This is a genomic window from Oleidesulfovibrio alaskensis DSM 16109, from assembly GCF_000482745.1.
Classification (GTDB): Bacteria; Desulfobacterota; Desulfovibrionia; order Desulfovibrionales; family Desulfovibrionaceae; genus Oleidesulfovibrio; species Oleidesulfovibrio alaskensis.
On the sequence record NZ_AXWQ01000007.1, the window covers coordinates 130,165 to 154,392 of the forward strand.

At 59.7% G+C, this 24,228-nt stretch carries 17 protein-coding genes; 14 read left to right on the forward strand and 3 right to left on the reverse strand.

Going from position 1 to position 24,228, the window contains the following annotated elements; translation table 11 throughout:
* Nucleotides 1-133: 133 nt before the first annotated feature.
* Together H586_RS0107290 and H586_RS0107300 are read right to left on the reverse strand one after the other, a co-directional pair.
* The gene (locus H586_RS0107290; RefSeq protein ID WP_027181710.1) at nucleotides 134-2,314 is read right to left on the reverse strand and encodes a methyl-accepting chemotaxis protein; all 2,181 of its coding nucleotides are present in this window, start codon (nucleotides 2,312-2,314) and stop codon (nucleotides 134-136) included.
* Between the two features lie 161 nt (nucleotides 2,315-2,475).
* A complete protein-coding gene (locus tag H586_RS0107300) occupies nucleotides 2,476-3,243 on the reverse strand; it encodes a substrate-binding periplasmic protein (protein ID WP_027181711.1) in 768 nt (255 codons plus the stop codon).
* A 373-nt stretch (nucleotides 3,244-3,616) separates the two neighbouring features.
* On the opposite strand from H586_RS0107300, the gene H586_RS0107305 reads away from it, so the two are divergent.
* From H586_RS0107305 to H586_RS0107375, 12 genes are all read left to right on the forward strand, one after another.
* On the forward strand, nucleotides 3,617-5,068 hold the full coding sequence (locus H586_RS0107305; RefSeq protein ID WP_011366589.1) for a Na+/H+ antiporter NhaC family protein: 1,452 nt from the start codon (nucleotides 3,617-3,619) through the stop codon (nucleotides 5,066-5,068).
* Nucleotides 5,069-5,102: 34 nt separating this feature from the next.
* Nucleotides 5,103-6,665 carry a sulfatase family protein gene (locus H586_RS0107310; protein WP_027181713.1) on the forward strand — a complete coding sequence of 521 codons (1,563 nt, stop codon included), beginning with the start codon at nucleotides 5,103-5,105 and terminating at the stop codon, nucleotides 6,663-6,665.
* Between the two features lie 70 nt (nucleotides 6,666-6,735).
* Nucleotides 6,736-7,401, forward strand: a complete 666-nt coding sequence (locus tag H586_RS0107315; protein ID WP_011366591.1) for a Crp/Fnr family transcriptional regulator — start codon at nucleotides 6,736-6,738, stop codon at nucleotides 7,399-7,401.
* Nucleotides 7,402-7,490: 89 nt separating this feature from the next.
* Nucleotides 7,491-7,802: a thioredoxin family protein gene (locus tag H586_RS0107320; protein WP_027181715.1), complete on the forward strand. Its 312-nt coding sequence runs from the start codon at nucleotides 7,491-7,493 to the stop codon at nucleotides 7,800-7,802.
* A complete protein-coding gene (locus H586_RS0107325; RefSeq protein WP_267878768.1) occupies nucleotides 7,792-8,751 on the forward strand; it encodes an NAD(P)/FAD-dependent oxidoreductase in 960 nt (319 codons plus the stop codon). The genes H586_RS0107320 and H586_RS0107325 overlap by 11 nt, the downstream gene beginning before the upstream one ends.
* Nucleotides 8,752-8,785: 34 nt before the next feature.
* Nucleotides 8,786-9,202 carry a hypothetical protein gene (locus tag H586_RS0107330; RefSeq protein ID WP_027181717.1) on the forward strand — a complete coding sequence of 139 codons (417 nt, stop codon included), beginning with the start codon at nucleotides 8,786-8,788 and terminating at the stop codon, nucleotides 9,200-9,202.
* On the forward strand, nucleotides 9,199-11,697 hold the full coding sequence (locus H586_RS0107335; protein WP_027181718.1) for a 2-oxoacid:acceptor oxidoreductase family protein: 2,499 nt from the start codon (nucleotides 9,199-9,201) through the stop codon (nucleotides 11,695-11,697). Before H586_RS0107330 ends, H586_RS0107335 begins: the two co-directional genes overlap by 4 nt.
* Nucleotides 11,698-11,791: 94 nt before the next feature.
* Entirely contained in the window at nucleotides 11,792-14,248 is a 2,457-nt protein-coding gene (locus H586_RS0107340) for an acetate--CoA ligase family protein (protein WP_027181719.1), read from the forward strand.
* Between the two features lie 698 nt (nucleotides 14,249-14,946).
* A complete protein-coding gene (gene fdhF / locus H586_RS18560) occupies nucleotides 14,947-17,106 on the forward strand; it encodes a formate dehydrogenase subunit alpha (protein ID WP_081701797.1) in 2,160 nt (719 codons plus the stop codon).
* Nucleotides 17,091-17,696, forward strand: a complete 606-nt coding sequence (locus H586_RS18565) for a 4Fe-4S dicluster domain-containing protein (RefSeq protein ID WP_034618801.1) — start codon at nucleotides 17,091-17,093, stop codon at nucleotides 17,694-17,696. Before fdhF ends, H586_RS18565 begins: the two co-directional genes overlap by 16 nt.
* Nucleotides 17,693-19,069 carry a [FeFe] hydrogenase, group A gene (locus tag H586_RS0107370; RefSeq protein ID WP_027181722.1) on the forward strand — a complete coding sequence of 459 codons (1,377 nt, stop codon included), beginning with the start codon at nucleotides 17,693-17,695 and terminating at the stop codon, nucleotides 19,067-19,069. Before H586_RS18565 ends, H586_RS0107370 begins: the two co-directional genes overlap by 4 nt.
* 10 nt (nucleotides 19,070-19,079) lie before the next feature.
* Nucleotides 19,080-19,574 carry a 4Fe-4S dicluster domain-containing protein gene (locus H586_RS0107375; protein WP_027181723.1) on the forward strand — a complete coding sequence of 165 codons (495 nt, stop codon included), beginning with the start codon at nucleotides 19,080-19,082 and terminating at the stop codon, nucleotides 19,572-19,574.
* A gap of 107 nt (nucleotides 19,575-19,681) precedes the next feature.
* On the opposite strand, the gene H586_RS0107380 is transcribed toward H586_RS0107375, so the two are convergent.
* Nucleotides 19,682-20,782: a glycosyltransferase gene (locus H586_RS0107380; RefSeq protein ID WP_027181724.1), complete on the reverse strand. Its 1,101-nt coding sequence runs from the start codon at nucleotides 20,780-20,782 to the stop codon at nucleotides 19,682-19,684.
* 231 nt (nucleotides 20,783-21,013) lie between these two features.
* Between H586_RS0107380 and H586_RS18570 the strand changes: the two genes are divergently transcribed.
* Together H586_RS18570 and H586_RS0107390 are read left to right on the forward strand one after the other, a co-directional pair.
* Nucleotides 21,014-22,246 (forward strand): O-antigen ligase family protein, encoded by a 1,233-nt coding sequence (locus tag H586_RS18570; protein WP_162147962.1) that lies wholly within the window; start codon nucleotides 21,014-21,016, stop codon nucleotides 22,244-22,246.
* Nucleotides 22,239-23,639, forward strand: a complete 1,401-nt coding sequence (locus tag H586_RS0107390) for a sugar transferase (RefSeq protein ID WP_051363920.1) — start codon at nucleotides 22,239-22,241, stop codon at nucleotides 23,637-23,639. Before H586_RS18570 ends, H586_RS0107390 begins: the two co-directional genes overlap by 8 nt.
* The last annotated feature ends 589 nt before the right edge of the window (nucleotides 23,640-24,228 follow it).

A 24,228-nucleotide genomic window follows, 5' to 3' on the forward strand; every position in this document is an offset into this window, starting at 1 on the left:
CGGGCGGAAAAAGCGTTCAGGCCGCCCCGTACGGGGCGGCCTGTCTGTTTTTTTGTGCGGGGTCTGCCGGATTGCACCTGTGTGCGGTTCATCACGCGGGTGCAGGCGCTTTACGCTGCTGTTTGCGTGCAGTTCATGCTGTTTTTCCGGCTTCTTCCAGCGACTGGATGAGCGAACGCAGTTCGTTGGCCTGCGTGGCCAGTTCCTGCACTGCTTCCGCCGCCTGCATCATGCCTTCGGTGGTTTCGCTGACTATCATGGTCACCTCTTCCACCGAGCGGTTTATCTGCTCCATGGCCGCGGCCTGTTCTTCGGCTGCGGTGGCGATGCTGGAAACCTGCAGTGCAGTGCCGTCCGCCACGGTGACAATGGAGTCCAGCGCCGCGCCGGAGTCGTTCGCTTTGCCTGTGGCCTGCTGGATGGCGGCCACGGCCTTGTCCATGCTTTCAATGTTTTTGCCTGCGGCCTGCTGAATGCTGCTGATGCGGTCGCCCACTTCCTTGGTGGCGCTCATGGTTTTTTCTGCCAGTTTGCGCACTTCATCGGCCACAACGGCAAAGCCGCGTCCCGCATCACCGGCGCGTGCGGCTTCAATGGCCGCGTTGAGCGCCAGCAGGTTTGTCTGGTCGGCTATATCGCTGATAACGGTCATCACCTGTCCGATGGAATCGGCCTGTTCGCCCAGCGACCGCATGCTGTCCTTGAGCGACAGAGCAGTGGTGTTAACCTGATCTATGGCCTCGATGGCCTGCTGCACGATGCCCGCCCCGTCCTGTGCGCGGTCCCGTGCTTCGGAAGAGCTGGTGGCGGCCAGTGTCGAGTTCTGGGCCACCTCGTTCACCGTGGCGTTTATCTGTTCCATGGCGGTGGCTGTTTCCTGCATTCTGTCGCGCTGTATGGAGGCACCGTTGCTTACCTGATCGACCTGTGCGGTCAGTTCGTCGGCGGCTGATGACATGCGTTCGGCAATATTGTTTGCCCGGCCGGAAAGTTCCTGCATATGTTCCACAAGCTTGGCCACGCGGGCCTGCTGCTCTCTGGCCTGCTCCAGAGCCTGCTGCGCATTGTCGGCCTGTAGCGAGGCTTCTTTGCTTTTGGCGTTGGCCTCGGCCATTTTTTCTTTCAGCGATCCCACCATGGTGGCAATGGAATGTTGCATGGAGGCTATTTCGGGCGAGAATGAGCCGCTTACCTGCGCATCCAGATTGCCGCCGGCCACGTCGCTGGCGTAATGTTCGATGATGGAAAGCGGAGAGATGAGCTCGCGCCTGAGGATGAACAGTGTGGTGGCGGTGACCAGCAGCAGTATGCCCGCACCGGCGATGAAAAGGGCGTTGCGCAGTGCCGTTACGCCGGCAAAGGCTTCAGCCTCGTCTATTTCGGCGATGATGCCCCATTTTACGCCGGACAGCACTTCCAGCGGTGCGAATGACGACAACACCGGATTGCCGTTGTAGTCGGTGATGATGCGTGTGCCGGACCTGCCCTCAAGCGCGCTGCGTGATGCTTCGGTATCCACCTTGCCTTTCTGCGGATTGCGGAATGATCCGGCAACGGAATGAAATTCCGGTTCAAGGAATGAATCCGAGCGCATCAGCTTGTCCTGACCTACAAGATAGGTTTCACCCGTTTGACCCATGCCGTCGCGCAGCTGCATGAGCGCGTTGATGCGGTCGAGGGGTATCTGCAGGATGACGGTGCCCTCAATGCCGCTTCTGTTTTCCATCTTTCTGGCGATGAAGGCGGCGGGCTCTCCGTTTGAGGGGGCATAGGGCCGGAAATCGGCAAAGCCTATATCGCTCTGCTGTGCGGTCTGCCATGCCTGCGCTATGCTGCTGCCGGCAAGCGGTCCCTGTGTCAGACTTTGTCCCAGGTCTGATTCTCTGGCCTGTGTAAAAAGAATGCGTCCTTTTCCATCCACCAGAAAAAGGTCGTAATAGCCTTTTTCGAGCACATAGTTTTCAAAGTGCGGCACCGCGCGTTTGTGCAGGCGGGTATATGCAGCGGAGGTGATATCAAGGCCTGATGCCGTGTTTGCATCCGGTGTTTCGGCATACATGATGAAGCGTGAAAGAAAATCCGCAGCCGCCGTGCTGCGTGCCAGCTGCAGTATTTCGTTGTTCCATGAGCGGATGATTTCCTGCGCGGCATGCTGCTTGATTGCCCTGAGCGAGGTAAGCTGACCGAAATACTGTTCTTCGAGTTTGTCTGAAGCTGATGTGAAGGCGTAATACCCCATGCCGATGAACGGCAGAAGCCCGATGGCAAGGCAGAACGCGATCATTTTGGTCTTGAGCGATATGGTTCCCTTCATGCTGAATCCTCCGGAATGTGCATGTGCACAGAAAAAATAAGCGTGCTGTCAGGTGAGCCCGGCGGCAATGATAACTCCGCAGGCTGCGCGGATATGTCGGCTCCGGCGGCGGAACAACAGGTTATCATCTGTCTGCCTGCGGCTCCGGATCTGCAGGGTGGTCACTCCTGCCCGGGCATGAAGTATGCCCGGTACAGATCCCGGTACCCTTCTGACGCTTTGTACTCCTTCAGCCGGAAGGAAAACTCCTGTACAAATTTTTCTGTCACGGTGTTTTTGTTGAAGATGGCGTACAGACCGTCAGTCTTTACTACAATATCGGTATGCGGTCTGATTCCCTTTAGGTGGAGGGAGTTCAGCACATGCCGCCCGTTGCCGTATTCCGCGGCAATGGCGTCCAGCCGGCCCATGGCCAGTTTTTTAAAGTTGATGGCGTCGGAATGCACCTTTTCCACCACGCAGTGGGTCTCGATGTAGTCCCAGAATTCCAGAGTATAGCTGTAACCGCTTACAACACCGATTTTAAGCCCCCGCAGGTCGTCAAGCGAGCGCAGGTTTTTCTTCCTGCTCCAGAGTATCCATGGTGAATCCACCAGAGATTCTTCCGGGTAGCGCGCAAACATCTCCCGGTCGGCCGTATGGTTTGCCGAAAACAGCACATCGGCCCCGCCTGCCTGAAAAATGCCCATGGCGCGCTGCCATGGAAACGCCTTGGTGCTTTTTACCGGCACCCCCATGCCGTTAAGCACGTGGTGCACAACGCGTGTGGCAAACCCGTTGACACGCCCGTCGTGCTGGGTCTGATAGGGTGGCCATACGTCGCATACAAGCACCAGCGGCCGTTCCGTTTTTTGCGCGGCATAAAACGGCAGCGCCGTAACGGCCAGCAGAAGCATGATGAAAACAACTGTACGTATGGAATACCACATGGTTGAGGATACTACAGAAAATGCGGGGAACCAGACAGTATTTTTTTAAGTCGGCTTCTGTCCGGCGCGCACATGGCACGAGGCGCGGGTGAGCATTTTTTCACAAAAAGGGCAGACTGTAGCAAATGCTACGGTGCGGGACTGCGGGTGCCGCTAGAGTCTGTCATGCTGTCAGGCGGCGGACACAGGCGGTAGTATGGTGGCGGACACCTTGCGCACATTGCCCTTGTGCGGAATATAAAATGACTGATATGCGCTGTGGTGCCGGACTGTTCCGGCGCGCGGAAGCTGCCTGAAAGCGGCGGACCGGCCGCACGGACGCGTGCGGAGAACCGGTTGATGTTGCGCAACTTTTACTACGCGAGGAGTGGATATGAGCGGGTCTAACAACAGAAACACGCAGGACGCCGGTGCCGGTCCCAGACCGGGATTGCTCTGGGCCGTGCTGTGCTTCACGCTGCCTGTGGGCGTCATCCTGTACGGAACCGTTTTTGTGGGAGTGCGCCCGCCCGTGCTGCCGTTGCTGGCCGCCGTGGCGCTGGCCGGATTGATGTGCCTGCCTGTGGGCTACACATGGAAAGAGCTGCAGGAAGGCATGCTGGAGTCTCTGGGCAGGGTGCAGCTTGCCGTGGCCATTCTGGTCATGGTGGGCATGACCATCAGCGCGTGGCTGGCATCGGGCACCATTCCGGCCATCATCTACTGGGGGCTTAAACTTATCGCTCCGCAGTATTTTTTTGCATCGGCTTTTGTGCTGTGCGCCGTTGCTTCTGTGGCCACAGGAACATCGTTCGGCACCATGGGCACCATCGGTGTCGCCCTGCTGGGCGTGGGCGGGGTGATGGGTTTTTCGCCCGCCATGACCGTGGGGGCCATCGTTTCCGGAGCCTATTTCGGTGACAAAATGTCTCCGGTTTCCGACTCCACCAACATTACCGCCACCATCTGCGAAACTCCGCTTTTCACGCATATCAGTTCCATGATGTGGACCACCGTGCCCGCCGCGCTGGTGGCCATGGCCGGCTTTATGCTGCTGGGGGCCACGCAGACGGCTGCCTCCGGCAGTCTGGAAAGCCTTTCCGGCATTCTGGCGGGCCTTGAAAACGGCTTCAACCTGTCGCCGGTGGTATTCATTCCTCCGGTGCTCATGGTGATACTGGCTTACAGAAGATACCCCGTGCTGCCGGTCATGGGCGTATGTCTGCTGAGCGCGCTGCTCATCGCGCTGGCAGGCGGCGCCACGCTGGATGTGCTGGCAAAGCAGCTGACCACCGGCTACAAGGCCGCCACGGAATCGGCACAGCTTAACAAGCTGCTTTCGCGCGGGGGGCTTATGTCTGTCATGCCCACCATTCTGCTGCTGACTTCGGGTATGGCTTTCGGCGGCATTCTGGAGCGCGCCCGCGTGCTGGAAGTGCTTCTTGATGCCATGCTGCGCGGTTCCAGGTCGCCTGTGCGGCTTGTGGCGTCCACGCTGGGGTCCGCATATATCATACTGCTGGGCACCGGCAGCCAGATGCTGGCTGCCATTATTCCCGGCCGTGCCTTTCTGCATGCCTACGATGAAAACGACCTGCACCGCTCCGTGCTTTCGCGCACCTGCGAAGACGCCGGTACGCTTGGCTGCCCGCTGGTGCCGTGGAGCGTGCACGCATTTTATATAATGGGGGTGCTGGGTGTCAGCGCCTATGAATTTGCCCCGTACGCTTTGCTTAACTGGGGCGTTCCCGTGTTTTCCATTCTGTGCGCCATGACCGGCATCGGCATGCGCAGGCGCGACGGTTCGCCCGTGCGCCGTGCACCCGCACAGGTGGAAAACGCCTGACAAAACATGAAAAAACGGGAGACCGGTGTATAGTATGGCTTCAGAATCCATAAAGAACGTCATCTTCATCATGCTGGATACTCTGCAGTTCAACTATCTGGGCTGCTACGGCAATAAAGAGGTGAAGACGCCTAATCTGGACCGTTTTGCCGGGGAAGGCTTTCTTTTTGAAAACGCCTACAGCGAAGGGCTGCCGACCATCCCTGTGCGCCGTGCGCTGATGACCGGACGCTACACGCTGCCTTACGGCGGCTGGAAGCCGCTGGACCCCGAGGATACCACGCTGACCGATATTCTGTGGTGCCGCGAGGTGCAGACGGCTCTGGTATACGATACGCCGCCCATGCGGCTGCCCAAATACGGCTATTCGCGCGGGTTTGACTATGTGCGGTTCTGCAACGGGCACGAACTGGATCACGAGACCTTCAGCAAGGTACCGCTTTCTGAAAAGTTCAAGCCGGAAGACTATGTTTCGCCCAACTGGCTTACGCGTGATGCGGACGGCGAACTGGACAGCTCCGGCAAATCGCTGCTGCGCGAGACGGAATGCTATCTGCGTCAGCGGCAGAAGTGGCAGTCGGACGCGGACAACTATGTGGCTGTGGTTGCCCGCGAAAGTGATGACTGGCTGCGGACCAAGCGCGATCCCGAACGTCCGTTCTTTTTGTGGGTTGATTCCTTTGACCCGCACGAACCGTGGGATCCGCCTTCGGTGTGGGAAGGCCGCCCCTGCCCGTACGATCCCGACTACACGGGCAATCCGCTGCTGCTGGCGCCGTGGTCCGAAGTGGCCGGTGTGCTGACTGAAGAAGAATGCAGGCATATCCGCGCCCTGTACGCCGAAAAGGTGACTCTGGTGGACAAGTGGATGGGCCGTCTGTTTGATTCTCTGAAAGAACAGGGGCTGTGGGACAACACCATGGTTGTGGTCACATCGGACCACGGACAGCCCATGGGCGAAGGCGAACACGGCCACGGTATCATGCGCAAGTGCCGTCCGTGGCCCTATGAAGAGCTGGTGCATGTGCCCCTGATGGTGCATGTCCCCGGTCTGAAAGGCGGTAAGCGTATCAGCAGTTTTGTGCAGAACGTGGACATATCGGCCACCATCATGGACGCGCTCGGATACTATAATACGGAAGCCCTGCATGATGCGGGGCACGAAAGCATAAGCACCTACGATGCGGAAGATATGCACGGCATCAGCCTGCTTCCGGTCATGCGCGGAGAAACGCAGACCGTGCGCGATTTTGCCATTGCCGGGTACTATGGCATGTCATGGTCTATTATAACACATGATTACAGCTATATACATTGGATAACGCGCGAGATCGACACAGACTCCATGAACAAGATATTCTACGACGGTTCCGGCAAGGGCGGTAACGCCGGCAGGCAGTCCGCCCAGCTGGAGGTCAAGGAAGAGATGTGGACCTGTGTGCCCGGTGCCGAGGTGGCATTGCCGCAGCAGGACGAGCTGTACGACCGGAAAAACGATCCGTTCCAGCTTAACAACATCATCGCCGAACAGCCGGAAAAAGCGAAAGAGCTGCTGCAGCAGCTCAAGCTGTTCATCGGCGAGCTGAGAACAACCTGACAGAAACCCGCCGCGGCAGGCAGCCGCCTGCCGCGGCGGGCATGGCGCGCAGGGCGCGCCGGAGAACATCATGGAAGATTTCTGGAGAATACGCGCCACGGACACCGCATGGAAAGGTGTGCTGCATCTGGCGTCGCCGCGCAGGTACAGCAGGGGCGAAGTGATTATCCGCGCCGGAGAAATGGTGGACAGCCTGTTTTATCTCGAATCCGGCGAAGTGCGCATGATCCGTACCAGTATGGAAGGATCGGAAAAGATCCTGATGTACATCGAGGAAGGCACTCTGTTCGGCGAAACGCCGTTTTTTACCGGTCAGCCCATCCTGAGCACGTTTGTGTGTTCGCGGCCTGCGGTTATCTGGCGCTTTTCGCGGCACAGCGTCTATGCCGATCTGCTGCCCAACCATCCGGAAATCGTCAGTTCGCTGCTGCACACGTTTGCGGCAAAGGTGAGCACGCTCAGCAACCAGTCCGCCTCGCTGGGACTGCAGAATGTGGCGGAGCGGCTGTGTACGTTTTTGTATGTCACCAGCGGCGAGAGCATATCCGGTGCCCATGGCGCCGAACTGAAACTTTCCATGAAAATGCGCGATATCGCCAACCTGCTGGGCGTGCATCGCACCACGCTGTACAAAGCCATCCGCGATCTTGAAAAAGAGGGTGTGCTGGAAAATTTTACCAGAGACAGTGTGCGCATTGCCGATGTGACGCGGTTTCTGGAAATGGTGCATAAATAACGGACCGCTGCGGCGGTTTTTTTCTCACGCAGGGGCGGGCTGCATTGCCCGGCACCTGCCGTGCGGAACATGACGGCAAGGAGCTGTATATGAGTTTGCAGACTGTGACGCCGGGCGATCTTGATGCCCGCATAGAACAGACCGCGCAGGGTATTGTGCTGTTTCACAAGGAACTGTGCCCGCATTGCAAGAATATGGAAAAAGTGCTGGCCAAATTCGGCGCCAAAAATCCCGATGTGGAACTGCTGGCCGTGGACAGCGAAGCAGACCCCGCGGTGATGGAAGCCTACGGCGTGGAGCGTGTGCCGTCGCTGGTCATCGTGCGCGGGGGGCGGGCCGTGTATACCCGCACCGGTCTTATGAATCCTAAGGAACTGACAACACTGTATCATTCAGTATAGCGCCGCGGCGCGGGGAGTATGGCTGAGCACCATGGAAACCAGACAGGTTGATGTGCTTATACTGGGCGGCGGGGTGGCCGGCATGACCGCCGCCGTTTACGCCGCCCGCGCGGGGCTGCGTGTGACGCTGCTGGAGGAGAATGCCTGCGGCGGGCTGGTAAACTGGACGCGTGTTGTCGAAAATATGCCGTCCTACATCAGCATACCCGGCATGGAACTGGCCGACCGCATGGCGGAACAGGTGGCCGCGCTGGGGGTGGATGTGGAAGAGGCCGCCTGCATTGAAGAAATATCACTCGCGGCCGGAGACAAAACTGTCGTGGCCGACGATGTGCGGTATGAGGCCCGTGCCGTCATTGCCGCCACGGGGCGCAGGCCGGTGCTGCTGGACTGTGCCGGCGACTGCTGTCAGGTGCATTACTGTGCCATATGCGACGGCAGCGCGTACAAGGGCCGGCACGTGCTGGTGGTGGGCGGCGGCAACAGCGGATTTGACGAGGCTCTGGCCCTGCTGGACACGGGTGTGGCACGGGTGACTCTGATCGAGGCGCAGGACAGGTTTTTTGCCGCGGCCGCGGCGCAGCGTGCGCTGGCCGCCCGTGAGGGTGCAGTCATGTATACCTCCACGCGGGTGACGCAGCTGCACGGGACGGATGCTCTTGAGTCCGTCACGCTGACCCGTGCAGACGGTTCGGAACAGCAGCTGCCGTGCGACGGAATATTTGTGTTCATGGGGCAGGAGCCAAGCACGCAGCTTTTCCGCGGGCAGCTGGAACTGGACGCACAAGGCTACGTAGTCACTGACGGCCTGATGGCCACATCGGTGCCCGGCGTGTTCGCGGCGGGTGACGTGCGGCCCAAGCGTTACCGGCAGATAACCACGGCCCTGTCTGACGGCACCGTGGCCGCGCTGGAGGCGGAAAGGTATATCCGCCGTACGGCGGGCTGATGCCGGTTTTTTACTGCGGTCGCCGGGCAGGGGCATGATGCGCGGCGGCTCCGGATTTTCGCGTCCTTTCCGGCTGACGCTGTATGACCCAGACCCGCGCCGGTGCCGGGCCACGGCGGATATGCTGCGTCGCGAGCTGGGCCGGCATGTGTTTCGGGACTTGCGCGGCGGCGTTGTTTCGGCCAATGTCACCGAAGTTGCCTGTTATCTGGCCATAGCCCGGCAGGGATACGCCGACAGTGTTCCCGTGCTGGAGCTTGACGGCGTTCCGCTGAGCCGGTGTCTGGTGCTGGAACCGCCTCATGTGCGCAGCTTTGCCGCATGGCTGGAGCAGCAGGCGCAAAAGGAAGACAGGGGCGGTTCTCAGCCGCCCTATCTGCAGCATTGTGGCGGCAGGTTCCCCGACAGGAGTCAGGAGAGCGAACTTATTTTTCCGGAGGATAAACCGTGAATCCCATTGAGAAACTGTGTAGGGACGAGGCCGGCAACTCTGCCGTGCTTCAGGGGAACATCGCTTTTGCCGTGGGCTGCGTGCGCGCCGGCATCCATGCCGCGGACGGTTATCCCGGCACACCCAGTTCCGAAGTGATAGATAAAGGCCTTTCGCAGGTGCAGGACATGATCGCCGTGGGATGGTCCGTCAGCGAGGCCGTGGCCGCCGGTGTGGGGCACGGACATTCTCTGGCCGGACGCGACTGCGTCGTGACCATGAAAATACCCGGCCTGTATCAGGCGGGTGACATATTCACCAGCGTGGCCACCTATACCGCTGACCGCGGCGGGCTGATATTTTATGTGGCCGCCGACTATACACCCAGTTCCACGCAGCACGTCATCGACCCCCGCTACCTGTACAAAAGCTGCTTTGTTCCCGTTTTCGAGCCGCGAACCCATCAGGAACTGCACGAGTCGGCGCTGGTGGCGGTGGAAATAGCCCGCCGGTTCAATACGCCCGTGGTTATCCAGCCCAGCGGCGTGCTGTGCCACAGCGAAGGCCTCGTGCGCATGATGCCCGTCACTTCCCGCGAGCCTGCTCCGGTGTCTCCGCTGCGGCTGCAGAACTCTCTGCCCGTGTTTGCCCGCGCCAACTACGACAAAGTTATGGCCGAACGCATGCCCGGTCTGCTGGAAATGGTGGAGCAGAGCCCCCTCAATGTGCATATCAAAGGTTCGGGCAAGCGCGGTGTCATCACCCACGGCATCAACTCCATGTACATGGATGAGTACCGGGCGCTGTTCGACAACGACATCGATATCCTCTCGCTGGGATTCACCAACCCGCTGCCCATGGAAAAAATCCGCAATTTCTGCGAATCCATCGAAGGCGAAGTGTTTGTCATCGAGGACGGCTACCGCTTTATTCAGGAAGCATGCGGTGCCGCAGGTCTGAAGGTGACCGGCAAGGAAGAATACAGCAACGTGACGGAATGGACGCCTGCCAGCATTGCGGCATTTCTGGGCCAGCAGGCCGCGGCGGCTCCCCGTCCGCAGGCTGCGCCTGTGCCGCGTCCGCCCATGATATGCGCCGGATGCCCGTACCGCCTGTTCGGCGAAGTGGTTGCCCGTATGAAGCGCAAAGGCGAGATTGAAGCCGTTTTCGGTGACATAGGCTGTAATACGCTGCTGTATTTTCTGGGTGCGCTTGATACAGGCCTTGCCATGGGCGCCAGCGAAAGCAAGCGTACCGGCTATGTTCTTTCCAAGCCCGAATCGGTGAGCAAATGCATCAGCCTGCTGGGCGACGGCACAGAATGCCACAGTGGCATGGATGCCACCAGAAATGCCGTGTTCCGCAACGTGGCCGGTGTAAAGGTGGTGCTGGACAACGAATGGACAGCCATGACCGGCGGTCAGCCCGGTCCTACTTCTCCCGTCAACCTTGCGGGCGACCCCACACGGTTTGATCTTGTGGCATCGCTCAAGGCGCAGGGGGCGGAAGTGGCGCTCATCGACGCATACGACATGAAAAGCGTGCGCAAAGGGCTCAGGGCAGCGTTGAAAGCCGCGGAAGACGGCACCTTTACCACGCTTGTCATCCGCGGCACCTGTATCCGCAAGGTACCCGCAGCCGATTACGGCCAGAAGCTTATCGTGGATACCGAAAAATGCGTACAGTGCGGCGCGTGCAATATCTGCTCGGGCATTCAGCCTGATGAAAACGGTGTGCCTTTCTGGAACAACCTGTGCACCGGCTGCGTTTCCAAGACTCCGGCCTGTCTGCAGATGTGCCCCAAGGGTGCCATAGCGGTGGATACCGAATGCAGCACCGGCGCCTGTGCCGAAAAGCCCGTACTGCCCGAAGCTCCTGAACATATCGATGTGCCTGTGCTTACCGATGCCCAGCGTCCCGCTCGTCTCAGCCTCGGGATCCGCGGTGTGGGCGGGCAGGGCAACCTGTTCTTCGGCAAGGCGCTGGCGCAGATGGCGTTCATCGCCGGTTACGGCGAAAAGAATATCCTGAAGGGCGAAACCCACGGTATGGCCCAGATGGGCGGTCCCGTCATTTCCACATTTGCCTGCGGCGACGTGCACAGCACCCAGTTTGTGCCGGGTACGGCTGATGCGCTTATCGTCATGGAGCAAAGCGAAGTGCTGCGCCCCGGTTTTCTTGATATGCTGCGCCCCGAAGGCACTGTTCTGCTGGCGGAAACCGTCATTGTGCCGCAGGGCTTCGACCCGGAAAAATACCCCACCAGACAGGCCATTGACGAGCTGCTTTCGGGCTGCAACGTGGTGCGTATCGACGTGCTGAAGATGGCCCTTGCACTGGGAGACGAACGCGGCCGCTGCGCCAACGTGGTCATGCTGGGTGCGCTCAGCAGGCTGTCGCCGTTTGACGCCTTCCCCGTTGAGGTATGGCTGCAGGCGCTTAAAAAAGTCAGCCCCCGTCCCGCGGTATGGACACTGAACCACGCCGCCTTTCTGCAGGGGCGCACACTGGTGTAGGCCCATGTGATACCAAGGCCCGGAGTGTGACGCTTCGGGCCTTTTTTTACCCCGCAACACACTGTAAAAAATTTGAAAGAGCCTCCGCATGAGCATGACCATTCCCATTGATTATTCGCGCATAACGGATCTGTTCCGCACCGCGCGGGAAGAAGGCCGTGATTTTCTGTATGAGTACGAGGTCTACACCCTGCTTGCCAGTTCCGGAGCGGAAACCCCGCCGCGGGCGAATCTGATTCCCCGCGGGGCCAGACCCTCGGACGAGGAACTGATGGCCATTCCCGGAGACAGGGCCGTGCTCAAGATTGTCTCGCCCGCCATTGTGCATAAGACCGAAGTGGGCGGAGTGCGCATTGTGGAAAAAACGCCGGACCGCATCCGCTCCGCCATGCGGCGCATGCTGTATGAAGTGCCGGAGAATTTTGCCGCCTGCATAGAACGCGACCCCGACCATGCCCCGCTGCCGTACAGAGGCCTGCGCGGAGAAACATTACAGGCTGCCATCAGCAGAGACCTGAAGGGGGTACTGCAGGTACAGTTCATGCCGCCGGATTCCGGTGCGTTCGGCAATGAACTTATTGTGGGCCTGCGGCGCACGCGCGAGTTCGGAACTGTGATAAGCGCCGGTCTGGGCGGTACGGATACCGAGCTGTATGCCGAGCGCTTCCGCAAAGGGCAGGCCGTTGTGGCCGCGTCCACCCAGCTGACGGACGAGGATGCTTTTTTCGAGCTGTTCCGCAAAACCATTTCGTATCGCAAGCTGGCCGGTCTGACACGGGGACAGCAGCGCATTGTCACCGATGAACAGCTGGTGGAATGCTTCGGGTCGTTCATCCGCATGGCACGTTATTTTTCCGACGCCAACCCGCAAGCGCCTTTTGTCATTGATGAGCTGGAAATAAATCCCTTTGCATTCAGTGATTACCTGATGGTGCCGCTGGACGGCCTGTGCCGTTTCAGTGAACCGGCACAGCCGGCCAACGTCCGGCCCGTGGCAAAAATAGACAGACTGCTGCACCCGCGGTCGATCGGTATTGCCGGTGTTTCAGCTTCCCGCCGCAATTTCGGGCGTATTATTCTGGAAAACGTGCTCAACGAAGGTTTCGGGGCTGAAAACGTCACGGTGTTCCGTCCCGGTGCTGCTCCGGGCGATACGCAGGAAGGCGTACGCGTGCTGCCGGAACTGGCCGCGCTGGGGCTTGATGCGGCAGGCGGCAAGGTGGCGCCGCAGAATGCGCTTGATCTGTTTGTAGTGGCTGTGGGGGCACAGCAGGTGCCCGATATGGTGGATGAGATCATCAGACTGGGGGCTGCCCACAGTGTTATGCTCATACCCGGCGGCATGGGTGAAACAGAAAACAGCCGTGAACGTGCGGCGCGCGTCATAGCGCGCATCAACGATGAACACGGCAGGGGCGACGGCGGGCCGGTGTTTCTGGGCGCCAACTGCATGGGGGTGGTTTCCCGTCCGGGCCGGTATGATACATGGTTCATTCCGGAGCAGAAACTGCCCAAGGACAGAAGCGGCACCTGCCACAGGGCCGCGCTTGTCAGCCAGAGCGGCGCGTTCATGCTGCACCGCAGCAGCCAGTGCCCCGAACTGAAACCCGCCTATATGATATCCATGGGCAACCAGACAGACCTGACGCTGGGAGACATGGTCACATATTTCAAGGACAGCGATGCGGTGGATGTCATCGCTGTATACGCCGAAGGATTCAATGATCTTGACGGGCTGGCATTCTGCCGCGCTGTGCGCGAAGCTGTCATAGCCGGAAAGGAAGTTGTTTTTTACAAGGCCGGGCGCACGCCGGAAGGCCGCAGCGCCACCAGCGGACACACTGCTTCGCTGGCCGGCGATTATATGGTCTGCGAAAGCTGCGTACGTCAGGCCGGAGCCATTGTTGCCCGCACCTTTACCGAGTTTCAGGAGCTTTTTCTGCTGGCGGAGAAGCTGTACGGCAAAAAAGTGCGCGGCACCCGGCTGGCGGCTGTGAGCGGAGCGGGCTTTGAGGCCGTGGGCATGGCGGACTCCATCCAGTCCGACGATTACCGCATGGAACTGGCGTCGTTTTCCGCTTCAACAGTGGCAGCCATAAGCGAACTGCTGCGTGGCAAAAAACTTGATGCGCTGGTTACGGTAACCAACCCGCTGGACATCAATCCCGCCGCCGATGACGAAGTGCACGCCGAAGTGGCCCGCCTGCTGGCGGCAGACCCCGCTGTGGACGCCGTTGTCATCGGACTTGACCCGCTGTCACCCGCGGTGCACACGCTGGACAGTCCCGATGTGCCGGATTTTTCCATTCATGAAGAAGGTGCCGTGACACGCCGCATCATACAGGTGGCTGCCTGCAGTGATAAGCCCGTGGTGGGCGTGGTGGACGGCGGCAGGTTGTTCGACCCCATGCGGGCGCAGGTGCTGGCCGGCGGAGTGCCGGTGTTTTCCGTATGCGACAGGGCTGTCTCTTCACTGGCTGTGTACATAGAAGGCAGGCTGCGGGCGGACATACTGCGGGCCTGTGTCCATGACAACAGCTGCAACGGCTGACGGAGGCACTCTGTCCGGCCTGTTGACATTCAGCGGCCGCGGCATCAGTCGCGGCCGCATTTTCATAGAACTGCGGACGGAGTGGCATGCTGTGTAAAGCCGATGTGACAGTGGCGGCCAGTGCGGTCGGTGCGGCCGGTGTGTGCTGCACAAAACCATTCCGTTGTTCTGTGTTCCCGCGCATACGGTCACGTTTCTGCTTCCGGCGGCGCTGCAGACACTCTTTGTCGCCCTGCCGGGCATAGTGCGGGGGGCTGCCTGCCATGGCTGCCCTGCGCAGTCCCAAAGCGCGGTCTGATTTTTTTATATCTATCCAGTCGGCCTTCCCGGGCGGCGCGGGCTGTAAAGACGCCTGTGCCGCCCTTTTTATATGCGGCACGCAAGTCCGTCACGGCATAGAGCAGTATCCGTGCGTGCGGTACCTGATGGCGTCTGTACCGGCGTTACCTTTATTTTTTGCCGTAAACACACATGTACTTTATGATTGATAGTCAAGATGAATGGCGTGAGTGCATGCTTGAACTGTGTTCATGCAGCAGTTTTTTACAATGCATAAAAATGACTTGTCCTTTTTATCTGTACGGGAGTAAGGCAGGCGTGTCCGTAAGCCAAGTGTAAAATGCGGCTGCTACGGAATGCAACAGCAACGCCGGAATGCAGTTACTGCTTTCCGGCATACTGCGTACAGGTGGTAAAAGATGAAAGAAGTATTAACAACGTGTCCTTACTGCGGTACAGGGTGCGCTTTTTACCTTCAGGTGCATGACGATACTGTGACAGGAGTCCGTCCGGCCGTCAGCAACACGGTGAATAAAGGCAGGCTGTGTTCCAAGGGGCATTTCGGCTTTGATTTCATTCACCATGGTGACCGGCTGAAAACTCCGCTTATCCGCAGGGATGGCCGGCTGGTGCCCTGCAGCTGGGAAGAAGCCTACGATTGTATCACATCGCGGCTTTCAGAGATTATCCGTCAGAGCGGGCCCGATGCCGTGGCAGGATTCAGTTCCGCCCGTTGTACCAACGAAGAAAATTATCTGATGCAGAAGTTCATGCGTGCGGCCGTCGGCACCAATAATGTCGACCACTGCGCCCGTCTCTGACACGCTCCCACCGTGGCCGGTCTGGCCGCAGCATTCGGAAGCGGAGCCATGACGAATTCCATTGATGAACTGGAGAGCATGGGGGCCGGCGATGTGATTTTTGCCGTGGGTACAAACACCACGGAATGCCATCCGGTCATAGGGGCCAATATGCTTCAGGCCGTGCGTCAGGGGGCCCGTCTGGTGGTGGCCGACCCGCGCGCTGTTACGCTTGCGGCGCACGCCGCGGTGTGGCTGCGTCTGCGTCCCGGCACTGATGTGGCGCTGCTGAACGGCATTGCTCATGTGATTATTTCCGAAGGTCTTGCCGACGAGGCATTCATCGCGCAGCGCACCGAAGGATATGCGGCGTTCCGCGAAACCGTGCTGCGCTGCACGCCGCAAAAGGCATCGGCAATCACAGGCGTACCGGCGGACGACATCCGCTCCGCGGCACGCATTCTGGGCTGCGCCGCCAACGTCTCCACCTATTACACCATGGGCATCACGCAACACACCTCCGGCGTGGACAATGTGCGCGCCGTGGCCAACATCGCGCTGCTTACCGGTAATGCGGGGCGGCCGGGTACAGGGGTCAATCCGTTGCGCGGACAGAACAATGTGCAGGGCGCATGCGATATGGGTGCCCTGCCCGATGTTTTGCCCGCGTACCAGCGTGTGACCGACCCTGCCGTGCGTGAGCGCTTTGCGGCCGCGTGGGGCAGAGAAGTTCCCGGAAAGCCGGGGTTGCGCATACCTGACGTGCTGCACGGGCTGGAACACGGCACTGTGCGGGCTTTGTATGTTTTTGGTGAAAATCCCATGCGCAGCGATCCTGATGTGGGCCATGTGGAACACTGTCTGGACGCTGCGGAGTTTCTGGTGGTGCAGGATATTTTTCTTACCGAGACAGCCGCAAAGGCGCATGTGGTGCTGCCGGGAGCGTCCTTTGCCGAAAAGGACGGCACGTTTTCCAGTACCGAACGCAGGGTGCAGCGCATCCGCAGGGCGGTGCCCCCCGCAGGCGGCAGCCGCCCGGACTGGCAGATACTCAGCGAGCTTCTGACCCGTATGGGGGCAGGGCCGGAGTATGGTTCGCCGGAGGAAATATTTGACGAAATGCGGGCGCTGACCCCCAGTTACGCAGGCATAACCTATGCCCGTCTGGAAAAGGGCGGCCTGCAGTGGCCTTGCCCGGATGTTGATCATCCGGGCACGCCGGTGCTGCACCGGAACGCATTTATGCGCGGCCGGGGGGCTTTTCTTGCCGTGGAGCACCGTGAACCGGCGGAACTGCCGGATGACGCGTATCCGCTGATGCTGACCACCGGAAGGGTTGTTGCCCATTATCATACCGGCACCATGACCCGCCGCTGCTGGGGGCTGAACGGCGTGGCCCCTGAAGAGCAGGTGGAGCTGCATCCTGACGATGCGGCGCCTCTGGGAATAGCCGACGGCGATATGGTGCGGCTCACTTCGCGCCGGGGCAGTATGACCGCGCGGGTGCATGTGACCGAAAAAACCATGCGCGGTCTGGTCTTTGTCACATTCCACTACAGCGAAAGCTGCGGCAACGTGCTGACCAACAGCGCGGCAGACCCTGAAACAGGCACCGCGGAACTGAAAATATGTTCGGTGCGCGTGGAAAAAGCAGACCGGCAGGGCCCCTGTCCGGCGGATACCGCCGAACGGCGGCCGGTGGCGGCTGCTCAGAAACACTATTCCGAACCGGCGGTGCATCCTGCCGGAACACCGGAGAAAATATGCAATCCCAGTTGAGTGATTTTGTGGTGGCAGATGCCTCGCGCTGCATAGGCTGCCGCGTGTGCGAGGTGGCCTGCGCCGTGGCGCACAACGCTACAGGCAAGGAACACCCCGTGGCCGGCAATCTGGACAGCCCGTTGCTTCCCCGTCTGTATCTGGTGCGCACGCCGCTGGCCACAGCCCCTGTGCAGTGCCGTCACTGCGAGGATGCCCCCTGCGCTGCAAGCTGCCCCGCAGGTGCCATCAGACGTAAGGACGGCGCACTGGTGGTGGAAGAGGCCCGCTGTGTGGGCTGCAAGACCTGTATGCTGGCCTGCCCGTTTGGCGCCGTGGAACTGGTGCCTGTATACGCGCAGGGTCGTGCCGTCATGCAGACCGTGCAGACAGAGGACGGGGGTGTATGCACGGTTTCTCCGGTCATGGTGGCCGTCAAATGCGATATGTGCACCGGCAGGCAGGCAGGACCGGCGTGTGTGCAGGCCTGCCCCTGCGGCGCTTTGCGCATGGCCGCGGTGAGTGATCTGCGCCGCAGACGCTGCGCGCAGGCTGCGGCCGGACTGGCAAAATACGTGACGGCATTGCATCCGGAGGACGGAAGGTCATGAATGGACAGCAGAATGTGATACGCATTGACAGCGATATATGCACGGGCTGCGGCCGGTGCAAAGATGTCTGCCCCGTGGGGGCGGTGGAAGGGGTGCAGGGGACGCCGCACAGTATCAGAGAGGATGTCTGCGTATTGTGCGGGCAGTGCGTGCAGCAGTGCAGTGCTTTTGCCTCTTTTTACGAACAGCACCCTGCCTGCATTGCCGAAAAGAAGCGGGAAAGAGGCCTTTTTGTTTCGGAGGCAGCACCGCTTTTTGCCGCATGGCACACGGGGGATGCACCGCGGGTGGCCAGTCGTCTGGCAGAAGGCTGCCACAGCATGGTTCAGTGTGCGCCAGCCGTGCGTGCTGCCATCGGCGAAGAGTTCGGTATGCCTGCGGGGGCGCTGACCCCCGGAAGGCTGGCCGCAGCATTGCGCAGGCTGGGATTCGACAGGGTTTACGACACCAATTTTGCAGCCGACCTGACCATAATGGAAGAGGGCAGTGAGCTGCTGCAGCGTATGGAAGGCGCCGGACCGCTGCCCATGTTCACGTCGTGTTGCCCCGCATGGGTCCGTTATGCCGAACAGCAGTTCCCCGACCTGCTGGAACATCTTTCATCCTGCAAGTCTCCGCAGCAGATGGCCGGAGCCGTTTTCAAGTCGTACGGGGCGCAGCTGGACGGTGTGGACCCGCGGCAGGTTTTCAGCGTGGCGGTGATGCCCTGTACCTGCAAAAAGGCAGAAGCGCAGAGACCCGGGATGGAGCATGACGGGGTGCGTGATGTGGATGCGGTGCTGACCACCGGCGAGCTTGCGGCCATGCTGCGTCAGGCGCACATAGATTTTGCCGCTTTGCCCGACGAGCCGTTTGACCGGCCTTTGGGCAGCTACTCAGGTGCCGGGAACATTTTCGGACTGACCGGCGGAGTGATGGAAGCCGCGCTGCGTACTGCCTATGAACTGGTGACCGGAGAACCCGTGCCCTGCACGGAACTGGTGTATGTGCGGGGCGGCGAAGGAATCCGGCACGCAACCCTGACCATGGACGGCCGCACCTTCCGCGTGGCTGTGGTGGCCGGATTGCAGCATGTGCGTCCGCTGCTGGAAGCCGTGCGCGCGGGTACCTGTGATGTGAATTTTGTGGAGGTGATGTGCTGCCCGCAGGGCTGCATAAGCGGCGGGGGCCAGCCCAAAGTGCTGCTGCCTTTTCAGCGGGATGAGGTGTATGCCGCGCGCAAGGCGGCGCTGTACCGCCACGATGCCGAGCTTGCCTGCCGCAAATCGCATGAAAATCCGCAGGTGCAGGCGTTGTACCGTGAGTTTCTGGGCGAACCTCTGGGCCATGTTTCGCACAGTCTGCTGCATACTGTTTACGGCCAGACGCGTTAGGGAGGCTAAGATGAATGCTTTTATTGTGGCGGACCCGCACCGGTGCATCGGGTGTGCCGCGTGCGAGGTGGCGTGTGCCGCGGCGGCGGCAGGTCAGTCCGTGTTTGCCCCCGGGGGACAGTCAGCCGTATTCAGCCCCCGGCTGCATCTGGTGGCGGAAGCTGCGGTTACAGCGCCGGTGCAGTGCCGGCAATGCGCCGATGCTCCCTGTGCGGCAATTTGTCCGCGCGGAGCCATACGGATGGCGGAGGGCGTGGTCACCGTGGACAGCGGGCTGTGCATCGGCTGCAAAATGTGCATGGTGGCGTGTCCGGTGGGGGCCATTGAGGTGCGGGGCGGCAGGGCGTCCAAGTGCCAGCTGTGCACGGACCGTCCGGAAGGTCCGGCCTGTATGCAGGTGTGCCCTGCGGAAGCATTTACGCTGGTGCGTGCGCAAACCCTGCGCGCCGAACTGGTGCGCCGCAGAGCGGCCGGATTATGCCCGGCTGCTGATGCGCGGCCCTGACAGTAGGTCGGGCTGTAATGCCGGATGCTGTCTGATGTGCATTGAACGCCGTATCCTGTAAAAGGATACGGCGTTTTTTTATTTGCGGCCGGTAGGGTGCGGCAGGGTTACCAGACTGTGCCGGACAGGGCGTCGCCGATAAGTTTTTCCATACGGGTGCGGAAAAACGGGGCATCCCATGCGGCAGCATGTGCGGCGATGTCAGCGGCTGAAAAGTCCACCCCGCTGGATTCAAAGCGGCTGATGGCTTCTGCCAGACATTGCGCGGTCTGCTGCCCGAAAAACAGTCCCGTGCGGTTGTCCTGCACCGTTTCCAGCGCGCCGCCTCTGCCGTAGGCGATGACAGGAGCGCCTGAAGCCATGGCTTCCAGCGGTATGATGCCGAAGTCTTCCGTTCCGGGAAAAAGGAGTGCCTTGCAGCGGGAGTAGTGGTCTGCAAGTACGTTGTCCGGCTGGCGCCCCATGATGTGCACCGTAGGGCCGGCCATGCGGCGCAGCATCGGTTCCATGGAGCCGCCGCCTATGACGACAAGGGGTTTTGCCAGCGCGTTGCAGGCCTGCACGGCAAGCTCGGGCCGCTTGTAGGGTGCCAGTTCGCCGGCATACAGATAAAAATCGTCGCGTTGTGGAGAGTATGAAAACTGTTTTACATTCACAGGAGGATGTATAATGCGGCTTGCCCGCCTGTAGCATTTGTCAATGCGTTTTGCTACGTACTGCGAATTGGCGGCAAAGCGGTCAACCCTGTCTGCTGATGCTCTGTCCCACAGGCGCAGGTAATGCATCACGGGTGCAGCTAAAAGACGCTTTATCCGGCCGCTCTGCTCCATATAGTCGTGATACATGTCCCACACATACCGCATGGGGCTGTGGCAATAGCACAGATGCAGTGTGTCAGGCGAGGTTATTATTCCTTTGGCAGGTCCGGATTCGCTGGAAATGACCAGATCATAGCCGCGCAGGTCCAGCTGTTCGAGAGCCAGAGGCATGAGCGGCAGGTAGTACTGGTACAGTCTGCGCGCGCGGGGCAGACGCCCGATGAACGATGTGTGTATGCGGTGGCGGGTAATGACGGAAGACGCGAACTGCGCGGGGTCGTACATATGCGTGTAGATATCCGCATGGGGAAACATGTGGCAGAGTTCTTCAAGAACCCGCTCCCCCCCGCGTCTGTTGACCAGCCAGTAATGTACAAGTGCAGTTTTCACAAAGCATATATACCGGTTGTGATGATGTGAGTCCAGTGCGGACTATACAAAAAGTCTTATAGATGCTAGTGCGCTGAACGTTATACCCGACTGTTGGAGTCTTCGATGCAAGAGACCGGTTCGTCTGATATGCGACATGTTTTGTGCCGGAAAGGGGGCTGGGCACGCGCTGCCGCTTTTTCCGCGTCTGCTCTGCGCCGGCTGAAAGTCTGGCTCGGGCAGGAAAAGATTGTGGCGCAATCGTATGCCCTGCTGCGTGTTGTTTTTTTTGCCGGTTGTCTGCTTTTTCCGCTGGGCAAGGCGTTTCAGGTGGGTGCCGGTGTTGCCGGACTTGTTCTGCTGGCGGCGTATTACACCGGCGGGTATGCCCGTTCCAATCTGGCCCGTCTGCCGTTCCGCTGGATTTTCGCAGTTTTTTTCCTCTACCCGTTTGCCGCGACGATTTTTTCGCAGTGGCCGGGGCACAGCTTCGGCTACACACGACATATTCTGCATGAATCTCTTGTGTTTTTTTTCATGGGACTGGAATGCATCAGGTCGCCCCGTGACATGCGCACGGCGGGCGTGTGTCTGCTGCTGGCAGTATTCGGGCAGGGGGCCGACGGCATATGGCAGTTTGTGACGGGATACGATCTGGTCAAGGGTACCCCCGTAACTGTTGACGGCAGACTGACAGGGTCCATGGGGACATACCGCGTGGGCAATTATCTGGCCATCGCCATGGTGCCGGCACTGCTCACGTTCTGGGCTCTGCCCCGAAGCCTGTCCGTCCGGTGGCGCAGCCTGTTTGTGGCCGCTGTTTCCGTCCCTCCGTTTTTTGTGCTGGTCATGTCGCAGACGCGCAGCGCCATGCTGGGGCTTGCCGGTGCGTTATACTGCTATGCCGTGCTCTGTCTGCGTGTGCACCGCAGGCTGCTGATGGTGCCGCCTGTGCTGCTCGGTATTCTGCTGCTGGCAGGGCCGGACAGAATCCGTCTGTCCACCGCGCTGCGTGACGGCCGCTGGGAGCTGTGGGAAGCGGCATGGCGTATCTTCCGCGAGCATATGTGGTTCGGCACGGGAGCAAGCACTTTCAATCCGGCGTTTAACAGCATGGGCATAACGCTTGTCATCAATGACAACACCATTCCGCATCCGCATGGTATTTTTGTACAGTTTCTTTCAGATGGCGGCATTGCGGGTTTTCTGCTGCTTGCCGGTGTTCTGGCGGGTATAGGTTTTATCTGGTGCGGCATCCGGGTATGGAAAGGTGTCCGTGCGGCAGACGTGGATGAAATCCGCTACTGGCGTATGGCCGGTCTGTTGTGGGCGGGGTTTGCCGCATATCTCGGAACCGGTGTGTTCGGCCATAATTTTTACCGGACATGGTGGCTTGCCATGGGACTTATGATGTTCGGGTGTATCATGGGAGCGGTGGTTTCCGCCGGCAGGTGCACCCGCGGGGAGGCTGTGCCCCATGAATGAGGGATGTACGCTGCAGGGCTGTTGCCGGCTGATGACTTCCGGCATGCGTATGACGCTGCTGATGCTGGCATCGGATATCTTTGCACTGGTCTGCGCCATCGGGGCCGCTGTGGTGGTCCGGTATCTGTTTGACGGGCAGTTTCATCTTTCCTTTTATCTGCGGTGTGCGCCGGTGGTGGTGTTTTTTCTGGCGGCATATGCCATGCGCGGGCTTTATCCCGGAGTACTGGTGGCTCCTCATGAGGAACTGAAAAGCCTAACACTGGGTACCACATTGATTTTCTTCTTTCTCATCACCACCACCTTTTTTTTCAAAGCCAGTGAAGAATTTTCGCGTCTGGTGATGCTGGGCGGATGGCTGGGGTCGGTCATTCTGGTGCCGTTCTGCCGTATTGCCGTGCGCCGGCGGTTTTCACGCCGGCCGTGGTGGGGGATTCCCGCCGTGATATGGGGGGCAGGAGCCGACGCCGACACATTGGCCGGGCGCTTCAGTAAAGACCGGCGGCAGGGGATCAGCGTGCTTGGCACGGTGCAGCCCGATGATGCAGGCGATGACCGCCTGCAGCCGCTGAGAGAGTACGCCGCCATGCGACCGCAGCCCATGCTGGTGTGCACGCCTGAAAGTCGCGATTTGTTTTTTTCCGACGAGGTGCTGCGTATCGAGGAATTGTTTGAGCGGACGCTGGTCATGCCGCCCAAGGCTTTCGATGCACTTAATGTTCAGGTGCGCGATGTGGGGGGTGTGCTTTTTTTCCAGATGCAGACCAAACTGCTCGACCCTGTGCGCCAGCGGCTTAAGCGGGCACTGGACCTGACGGTCATCATGCTGGCGCTGCCCGTGCTGCTGCCGGTCATGGCGGTGCTGGCCGCCGCGGTGCGTCTGGAAGGGGGCGGACCGGTCTTTTATTCACAGCCGCGCATCGGACGGTGGGGCAGACACTTCAGAATCATCAAGTTCCGGACCATGGTGTGCAATGCGGATACGGTGCTGCAGCAGCATCTGGCGCAGCACCCCGAACTGGCCGAAGAATGGGCTGAAAATCAGAAGCTGCGCTGTGATCCGCGTATAACCGCCATTGGCGGCTTTTTGCGGCGTACCAGTCTGGACGAACTGCCGCAGCTGCTTAATGTGCTGCGTGGTGAAATGAGTCTGGTGGGGCCCCGGCCCATAGTGGATGCGGAAGTACCGCGTTATGGCGAGGCGTTTGAACTGTACAAGCGCACTCTGCCGGGCATTTCAGGCTTGTGGCAGATATCCGGACGCAATGACACGACATATGAAGAGCGTGTGATGCTGGATACCTATTATTCACGCAACTGGTCGGTGTGGATGGATCTGCATGTGCTTTCACGCACATTGTGGGTGGTTATTAAACGCAGCGGTGCATACTAGCTGCGGTTTTGCATGCGGACTGTGACAAGCCCCGCCGGTAACCGGCGGGGTTTTTTTCGTGGTGCGGCAGTCTGACCGGATGCGTTGTCCGGCAGGCGTGCTGCAACGTACGCTGCGCACTGTGCTGTACACTATGCGCCATGGCACGCCGTTTTCTTCTCCCCGCTGTGCAGGCGCAACTCCGCACGGTGTCAGAGTTCTTTCCGGCTTTTTCAGATGCTCCGGTGCAGCGGACGTGGCCGTCCGGCATGGCAGGAGAGCTTTGCGGCGGGTGCGGAGGCTGTGCGGTCTGCCTGCAGCATTCCGGAACTGTGGTATGTGCCTGCAGCATCCTGTCATGTTTTGTGCTGGCGGCAGTATGGCTGTGTACGCGTACCGCCCGCAGTCATGCATATGCCGTCCGCATGCCTGCACCTGCAGCCCGGCACAGACGTTTTTAGCGTAATACCCGCAATGGTCTTGCCGCGGGCACCATCTGCACGGGCGTATCTTCGGGTTGACTCTGAGATTGGTTTTCAATATCAGTCTTGAAAGAAGAACGTCCGCCTTTGAGGTCGCCGTGTGTTCTTCAGTTGAAAATGAAATTTAT

Coding starts and splice junctions, on each gene's coding strand:
- H586_RS0107290 (WP_027181710.1), bottom strand. CDS start 2,314: ATGAAGGGAACCATATCGCTCAAGACCAAAATGATCGCGTTCTGCCTT.
- H586_RS0107300 (WP_027181711.1), bottom strand. CDS start 3,243: ATGTGGTATTCCATACGTACAGTTGTTTTCATCATGCTTCTGCTGGCC.
- H586_RS0107305 (WP_011366589.1), top strand. CDS start 3,617: ATGAGCGGGTCTAACAACAGAAACACGCAGGACGCCGGTGCCGGTCCC.
- H586_RS0107310 (WP_027181713.1), top strand. CDS start 5,103: ATGGCTTCAGAATCCATAAAGAACGTCATCTTCATCATGCTGGATACT.
- H586_RS0107315 (WP_011366591.1), top strand. CDS start 6,736: ATGGAAGATTTCTGGAGAATACGCGCCACGGACACCGCATGGAAAGGT.
- H586_RS0107320 (WP_027181715.1), top strand. CDS start 7,491: ATGAGTTTGCAGACTGTGACGCCGGGCGATCTTGATGCCCGCATAGAA.
- H586_RS0107330 (WP_027181717.1), top strand. CDS start 8,786: ATGATGCGCGGCGGCTCCGGATTTTCGCGTCCTTTCCGGCTGACGCTG.
- H586_RS0107340 (WP_027181719.1), top strand. CDS start 11,792: ATGACCATTCCCATTGATTATTCGCGCATAACGGATCTGTTCCGCACC.
- H586_RS18565 (WP_034618801.1), top strand. CDS start 17,091: ATGCAATCCCAGTTGAGTGATTTTGTGGTGGCAGATGCCTCGCGCTGC.
- H586_RS0107370 (WP_027181722.1), top strand. CDS start 17,693: ATGAATGGACAGCAGAATGTGATACGCATTGACAGCGATATATGCACG.
- H586_RS0107375 (WP_027181723.1), top strand. CDS start 19,080: ATGAATGCTTTTATTGTGGCGGACCCGCACCGGTGCATCGGGTGTGCC.
- H586_RS0107390 (WP_051363920.1), top strand. CDS start 22,239: ATGAATGAGGGATGTACGCTGCAGGGCTGTTGCCGGCTGATGACTTCC.